This window comes from Mycobacterium sp., assembly GCF_035274705.1.
GTDB lineage: Bacteria > Actinomycetota > Actinomycetes > Mycobacteriales > Mycobacteriaceae > Mycobacterium.
Genome location: NZ_DATENY010000051.1, coordinates 47,871 through 55,454, shown reverse-complemented (window position 1 = coordinate 55,454; position 7,584 = coordinate 47,871). Strand labels below are relative to the sequence as shown.

Sequence of the window (7,584 nt, the reverse complement as noted above, 5' to 3'; positions counted from 1 at the left end):
TATCGGGCATCCGATCGGCATGTCGGGGGCGCGCATCACCCTGCACGCGGCTCTTGAGCTGGCACGACGCGGTTCCGGATACGCTGTTGCCGCACTGTGCGGCGCGGGCGGCCAAGGCGACGCCCTGATCCTGCGCGCGGGCTGAGCGCGGCCACGAAAAGGGTTCAGCAAGCCTGCGCCCTCGCTGCTTGTCGTCTCAGGCAGGTGTCCGCGCAAGAAGCGGCATGATCTGCTCTTCGATCTCCACTATCTGCTCGCGCATGGCGCTTTGCGGGAAATTGAGTGTGACGTTGTGAGCGCCCGCGTGCTCGATCGCGCGCAGCTGTGCGGCGATCTCCTCGGGCGTCCCTGTCACGGTGATCATTCGAATGAGCTCTTCAGTGAGAACGGCGGCCTCGCCATCGAGCAGGTAGCTGAGATGGCCGGCGTGGACTTCCTGGTACAGGCGATCCGGCGGACAATCGAATCGCGAGAGGACTTCTTTTTCCCAGATCTCTAGACGGTCGCTCACCGCGGCAGGCAGAAACTTCCTGATTTCGGGTGTGCAGGTATAAGCATGGAAAGCGGTCATCGCGAACGGCCCGATCTGGTTGAGGGCGCGCGGTGAGAGCGCCGACTCGCCGGGTTCGAGAATGCAGATTTGCGTCGAGTAGATGATGTACCCATCGTCGAAATTGCGGCCGTGCTCGGCCGCCATGTCGCGCACAGTCGCAACCGCATCACCGAAGGCTCTCGCCCTGTCGTCCGGTTCGGTGACATACCGCAGAGTCATGATCACTCCGTCGGCTGTTTCAGCGGCGGCCTGGAGTGCCTTGGGGCCATCGGCAGCGATGTAGACCGGAATCGGCTGGTCGGGAGACACCCGAAGAGCTTCTTGATGCTTCAGGCGGATGGGCATTTCCGTGTTGCCGACTGGCTCGAAGACTTCTTCGCCGGCCAGCAGCCCGCGGACTCGATTCGCGTAGTCACGCATCTTCGAGGCGGCAAGCGGTCGCCGCAGTCCCAAGCACTGCCGCGAGGTATATCCGCTGCCGATCCCGAGGAAGACGCGGCCGGGCGCAATACTGTTCACGGTGGCGAGCCCAGAGGCCGCGCTAGGTGCGCTGCGTATGCCCGGGATCGTGAGCATCGTGCCGAGCTTCATGGTCTTCGTTGCCTTGGCGGCAAGAGCCATCCACGCGAATGGGTCACCGGCCAACAGGGGAGTCTCGACGAATCCCGCCATGTTGAAACCGTGCTGCTCAGCAAACGCGGCGTCCTCGGCGCAGCCTGGATAACCCTGCAAGACCACTCCGAAATCCACTGCATCTACTCCTGTCGTTATCCACGATGGCCATCGACGTGCTCCGTGGACCGCGAATTCGCCGGAGTCGCTGTCTCTTTCCCATATCAGGGCGAGAGACGAGACGACTCCGGCGAATTCACGCTAGGCACATCCCGGGCGCGTCTGCCGGTACAGAGTTACCAAACGCGATCTGCTACCCGCACGACAAGTTCGAGCTTGCGCCACTGATCGTCTTCAGACAGCGCGTTGCCGGCGGCGTTCGATGCAAAGCCGCACTGCGGCGACAGTGCCAGCTGTTCGATTGGAAGATATTGGCTCGCCTGCTCGATCGCGCGAATAAGAGCATCCTCGTTCTCGAGCTGAGGCTTCTTCGTCGAAACGATACCCATCACGACCACAGGCCCGTCTGTTCCGCGTGGGACGTGCCGAAGGAATGAGTAGTCACCGTCGCGTTCAACGTCGTCCATTTCGACCAGGAAGCGGTCGAAAGGCAGCTCGTGAAACATTCGCTCGGCCACCGGCTCGAGCGATCCCCGCCACAGCCACATCGACTTCAAGTTGCCGCGGCAGAGATGCATCGACGTTTGGACACCCTCGGGCAGCCCTTCGATCGTTGCGCGGTCGACACGAAGGAAGCGGTCGAGGAGGGCTTGCGGGTCGGCGCCGAGGGCGGCAAGCCGGTCCAGCTGATCCGGGTCGACCAGATACGGGTACAACCCGAGGTCAACCTGGATGTACTTGGCGCCTGCGGCGACAGCGTCATCGATGATTTCACGCTCAAGTTTGACGACGTGGTTCGCGAGTTCGTCCTCGTCAGCGTAAGCGTCGCCGTACAAGTCTGGACGGCAGGTTTCGGGCGCGCACGATATGGAAGCCGCCGGCAATGTGAGCTTGAACGGTAGGTCGGTGAGCGAGCTTAGGACCGTTGCTTCGGCAGCGAGGGGGCTTCCCGTCCGCTCCAGTCGTCGTGTGGCGGCCGGCATAAAAGGCGTTTCGATCTGCTGTCCGGTCTCGTCTTTCCAGACCAATTTCGCCTCGGTCAGGTCGAAGCCTGAAACGGCCCCGTAGAACGAATCGGTGAACAGGATTCGCCCGAATTCGCCATCAGTGATGACATCGAGGCCGATGGACTCCTGGCGCGCCACAACTTGACGGATGTGTTCCTCGGTCAGTTCGCGAAGGTCGCTTGTAGCCTGCGTGTCGACTGCGTCGACCGCAGAGCCGAGAGTGTTGACGTGTGCCTCTGCTGCCTGTTGCAGGACGGCAGGGCGCAGCAAGCTCCCCACATGCTCCGCGCGCGGCACCGAGCGCTTGGTAGCGCTCGAAGTCGTCGCTGCTGTTGCTTCAGTCATGAACAACCTTTCCGGACAAGATTCAGGGAAATGCAGGATCGGAGTCAGTTGCGATCCGACATCCCGGCCATCACGTAGACGGCGCTTGCGGCGTAGCCGAGCGCCCGCGCGCTCCAGTCAACCTGGAGACGTGGTGAACGTAACACTATCGGCCGAGTGTTCCACAGCTACCGATTCCATTGGGTGGAATTACCGTGGAGCCCATGCGATAACCCTGGCGGCGGGATTGCGGCTTGTGCTTTCTACCAGGGCGGCGGGTGCGTCAACTACTGAGCATCGGAAATGTGGCGCCTATCAACCACCAGGTTCCCGACTCGCGGACTCATGCCCCTAGCGATTGGCATCGTCGGAGTGAACGAAATCCACACGCAGGGCGTCGATGTCGCGTTCTTTGGCTCGAGGACAGTCGGGCTTGGGGGCCGAAACGCGGCGACGGGGGACGCGAGCTATTCACCCGCCCAAAGGCGGTTCTGATCCGAAGTAAGGCAGACCCGCGTGGCGGCTAGGTCGTCATCGGTGGCCGCTGCTCCGGTCCGTTGGAAGCCGGATCGGTGTCGCGCCTACCCAACCGTTGACCCACACATCTACGACACTTTGAATCCGCACCACGCTTTATCAGCGCCTGCGCTATTTCAACCTCGAGCGCTAGCGGCGCCCGCGCTGTCATGGGAATCGATGTCAATGAGCTTGCGCCGCATGATCTTTCCCGACGACGTCGTCGGGAGCGCGTCGGTGAACACGACCGCACGTGGCCGCTTGTAGGCCGCGAGCTTGTCGCGGCAAAAGTCGATCACGCCGTCCTCGGTCAGCATCGCACCGTCGCGGAGCACCACGTACGCTACGGCGACCTCGCCGCGCACCTCGTCGGGCCTGCGGCCCACGGCGACAAGAGCAACGTCGGGATGGGTGGCGATGACCCGCTCGATTTCGGCGGGATAAACGTTGTAACCCGCCGTGACGATCATGTCCTTGGTCCGGTCGACGACGAAGAAGTGGCCCGATTCGTCGCAGTAGGCGACATCGCCGGTTCGTAGCCACCCGTCAGGCCGTAGCACCTCTGCAGTGGCGTCCGGCCGGCCGAAGTATCCCTGCATGACGAGCGGGCCGCGGACCTGTAGTTCGCCTCTCTCAGAGGGGCCGAGCTCACGCTCGCCGCTGTCCAGGTCGGCCACACGAAGCTGCACCCCAGGTAGCGATACGCCGATCGATCCTGGCGCCGGGGGAGAGTAAATGGCATGCGTGGCACCGAGCCCCGCGATTTCTGTCATTCCCCAGAGTTCGAGCAAGGGTGCGCCGGTGCGCTCTTGCCAAGCGTTGAGCACGCTGACCGGCAACGTCTGTCCGCCGACGGTCGAGCAGCGCAGGCTGGTCAAATCTGCGCCCTCCAGGGCGGGGTGGGACAGCATCATCGAATACATCGCCGGCACACCCTCGAACATCGTTGCGTGCCATTTGTCGATCAAGCTCAATGCAGTTGAGGGATCGAAGCGCTCCATCAACACCACCGCGCCACCGGCGAGGAATGTGCTGTTGATGGCGACGTTGCCGTACACGTGGGCGCTTGGCAGCGCGGTGACCATGACATCGGTCGCAGTGCGCCCGTGCATGGCCGCCGTCAGGGCACAGTTGAGTAGCACGGACTGATGAGATTGCATCGCCCCCTTGGGATGCCCAGTCGTTCCCGAGGTGTACGCGATGGAACACAGATCCGCTGGCTGGGGGGTGAGAGATGGTGGCGGGCTGCCGCGCCCATCGTCGATCAATTCGGTCAGTGACATCACGCCGGGCGTTGAACAGTCGGCGGAGGAGAATACGAGATCGGTGAGCGGCTCGCCGTCGTTGGCTGACAATGCAGTGGGCAGCTGCGCCGCGCCGGCGAACAGCACCTTCGCCTTGCAGTCGGAGAGTACGTAGCGCAGCTCGTCGCGAGTCAGCATCACATTGATCGGATTGACCACAGCCCCGGCGCGCAGTGCCCCGTGGTAGCTGACGATCCACTCCCAGCTGTTCTGCCCGTACAGTGAAACCACATCGCCGGGGCCGATTCCTCTGCGGCCCAAGGCCACCGCCAGTGCAGCCGACAGATCGTCGAGCTGCCGGTACGTCAGTTGCTGATCGTCGCAAATCAGGGCGACCATGTCAGGATTTCGCCGGGCCGCCAGCGGCAGGATCTCACCCGGGCCGATGCTCGGGCGTAGCTCCGTGTGGTCAGCCATCGGCAGGACTGGTTGAGTCGCTGCCGGTCGACGGGAAGGTCAGCACGGCTTTGATCACCTTCCCGGCGTGGATGGCCTCGATCGCGTCGTTGATCGACTCGAAGGGGAAGGTTTCGATGAGTTGGTCGAACGGAAACCGCCCGGCCCGGAACAGTTCCAGCAACTGCGGAATGAACTGCTGGGGAATCGCATCGCCTTCGATGACACCGATCAGGGACTTGCCGAAAAGCAGATGGCCCTGGTCGATAGTGATTTCATTGGGCACGCCCTGAAATCCCACGGTGGCACAGACGCCGGGAGTCTGCAGAGACTCCAGCGCTGCACGCACTACGGCACCGAAGCCGATGCATTCGACCGTGTATTGGACGCCGAGGCCGTCGGTGAGGTGCCGAATCTGTTCGGCCGCATCGGTATTGGCGGAGTTGACGGTTGCCGTCGCGCCGAGTTCAGTGGCGCGTTCCAGGCGGGCATCGTCGATGTCGACGGCAATGATCGTCCCGCAGTCGGCTACAACGGCGGCCAGAAGCGCGGCCAACCCCACCGACCCCATACCGAAGATAGCGATGGAGGAGCCCGCCGGGGGCTTCAACGTGTTGAGCACGGCGCCGGCGCCGGTTTGGATCCCGCAGCCCAGCGGTCCCAGCACGGCCAGTGGGAGATCGTCGTCGACCTTGACGCAGTTCTGGTCTGTGGTCACTACCCGTGTCGCCCACGAGGATTGACCGAAGAAGTGGCCCAGGACGGGTTCTCCGCCTTGGCTGAACGGCGAAGAGCCGTCGAGGCGGGCTCCACTGAGGTTCAGGCCGATGAAGTCGCGGCAGTGCATCGGCAAGGCGGACCCGCAGTGGTCACAGCCGCCGCAGGAGTTGTACGACAGCACGACGTGGTCTCCGACGGCCAGTCCGGTCACCTCGCTGCCCACGTGCTCGACCACCCCTGCGCCCTCATGCCCGAGCACGATGGGCACTTGCGCATCGGTGGCCGATGCGATGACGCCGAGGTCGGTGTGGCAGATGCCGGAGCCGGCCAGCCGGACGACAACTTCGTGCGGCCGGGGGTCTTCGACGTCGACCTCGACCAGTTCCAGCGGGGTGGATGCAGCTCGTAGCACCGCGGCTTGGGCCTTCACGACACCGCTCCCGGCACCTTGTTCAGGGTGATCGTCTGGTGGTTGGTGTATTCAGCGAGCCCGTGCAGGGAGTTCTCTGCGCCGATTCCGGACTGCTTGTGTCCCCCGAATACTTGATGTGGGGAGTATTCGTGAACTTCGTTGAGCCATACCGTTCCGGCCTCGATTTGCCGCCCGATCCGTTGGATCGCCTCCAGGTCATGACCCCACACCGTGGCGCCCAGGCCCCACGGCGTGTCGTTAGCGCGCCGGATCACGTCGGCCTCGTCCGACCACCGCAGTAGCGGCAGGATGGGCCCGAACGGTTCCTCGGTGACCAGCCGTGAGTCTTCGGGTGGGTTGTCGACCAGCGTGACCGGAACGAACCAACCTCGCGCGTCAGGGTCGATATGGCCGCCGAGCACAAACGAGTATCCCTGCTCACGGCAGTCGTCGAAGTACTCGCCTACCTTGCGGTACTGCGGTTCGTTTTGAATCGGTCCGAGTTGTGTGTCGGGATGGGCGCCGTCGCCAACGACGACAGTCTCCGCATACTCGACCAGCGCGTCGCGTACTTCGTTGTAGACGCTGTCGTGTATGTAGACCCGCTTGGCTGCGTTGCAGAACTGCGCGTTGTTTTGGAATGCGGCCCAAAATAGTTGCGGTGCCACCTTTTTCGGATCCACGTCGCCGAGGACGATGGCTGGGTCGTTGCCGCCGAGCTCCAGCGTGATTCGTTTGATGGTGCCCGCCGCCGAGCGCATGACGTGCTTGCCGGTCTCGGTGCTGCCGGTGAACGCCACCTTGGCGATTCCGTCGTGGGCCGTCATCCACTTGCCCAGATCGTCGCCGCCGGAGACCGCGCTTAGCACACCGGGCGGCAGCAGATCCTGAACCAGCTCGACCAGTTTGAGGTCACACAACGGCGTGAACGGCGATGGTTTGACGATGATCGTGTTGCCGGCGACAAGCGCCGGTGCGATCTTCCACACGGCCAGCAGGATGGGGAAGTTCCAGGGCACAATCGCGGCGACCACCCCGAGCGGCGTGTGCCGGCTGATCACCCGTCGTTCGCTGGTGTCTTCGAGGACTTCCTCGGGCAGCGACTGTTTGGCAATCTCACGGAACCATGCGACCGAGCCGTACACCTCCCATTCAGCCATGGCGCGCGGCTTTCCCTGCTCGGCGGTGAGGAGCGCCATGAATTCCTCGGCATGGGCTTCGAGCCGGTCCCCGATCGATGACACGATGGCCTGCCTTCGGGACAGATCGGTCGCTGCCCACGAGGGGAACGCCGCACGCGCGGACTCCACCGCAGCGTCGAGCTGCTCTTGGGTCGCCGAAGGAACGGTGGCCAGCACTTGGCGCGTCGCCGGATTGAATACCGGCTCGGTGCTCTGCGACACGGCCGGGCGACCGTCGATCGTCATCACGAAATCCGCGTCTACCGCGACGCGGACGGAAGTAAGTTCGACACCCATTGTCGGCTCCTCATGGCATAGGTCGGCAAGACAAGTCTGTCCTCGCCCCGGCAATATCGAGTGTTCGGAACGCGAACACTGGCCGGTTGCTTGAGCGAGGAAACCGCAGAGACATTCGTAGCCGGTCGCGGAAATCGACACG

Annotated in this window: 5 protein-coding genes and 1 pseudogene; 1 reads left to right on the top strand and 5 read right to left on the bottom strand. The window is 63.3% G+C overall.

The genetic code is table 11. The features are described from left to right. A pseudogene (locus VJV41_RS12445) lies at nt 1-145 on the top strand (acetyl-CoA C-acyltransferase); the annotation flags it as partial. 51 nt (nt 146-196) lie between these two features. Here the strand turns inward: VJV41_RS12445 and VJV41_RS12440 are convergent. From VJV41_RS12440 to VJV41_RS12420, 5 genes are all read right to left on the bottom strand, one after another. Then, entirely contained in the window at nt 197-1,291 is a 1,095-nt protein-coding gene (locus VJV41_RS12440; protein WP_325334086.1) for an LLM class flavin-dependent oxidoreductase, read from the bottom strand. 170 nt (nt 1,292-1,461) lie between these two features. After that, on the bottom strand, nt 1,462-2,637 hold the full coding sequence (locus VJV41_RS12435) for a hypothetical protein (protein WP_325334078.1): 1,176 nt from the start codon (nt 2,635-2,637) through the stop codon (nt 1,462-1,464). Between the two features lie 632 nt (nt 2,638-3,269). Beyond that, entirely contained in the window at nt 3,270-4,853 is a 1,584-nt protein-coding gene (locus VJV41_RS12430; RefSeq protein ID WP_325334076.1) for a class I adenylate-forming enzyme family protein, read from the bottom strand. Continuing rightward, the gene (locus VJV41_RS12425) at nt 4,846-5,982 is read right to left on the bottom strand and encodes an NAD(P)-dependent alcohol dehydrogenase (RefSeq protein ID WP_325334074.1); all 1,137 of its coding nucleotides are present in this window, start codon (nt 5,980-5,982) and stop codon (nt 4,846-4,848) included. Before VJV41_RS12425 ends, VJV41_RS12430 begins: the two co-directional genes overlap by 8 nt. Then, a complete protein-coding gene (locus VJV41_RS12420) occupies nt 5,979-7,442 on the bottom strand; it encodes an aldehyde dehydrogenase family protein (RefSeq protein WP_325334072.1) in 1,464 nt (487 codons plus the stop codon). Before VJV41_RS12420 ends, VJV41_RS12425 begins: the two co-directional genes overlap by 4 nt. Nucleotides 7,443-7,584 lie beyond the last annotated feature (142 nt).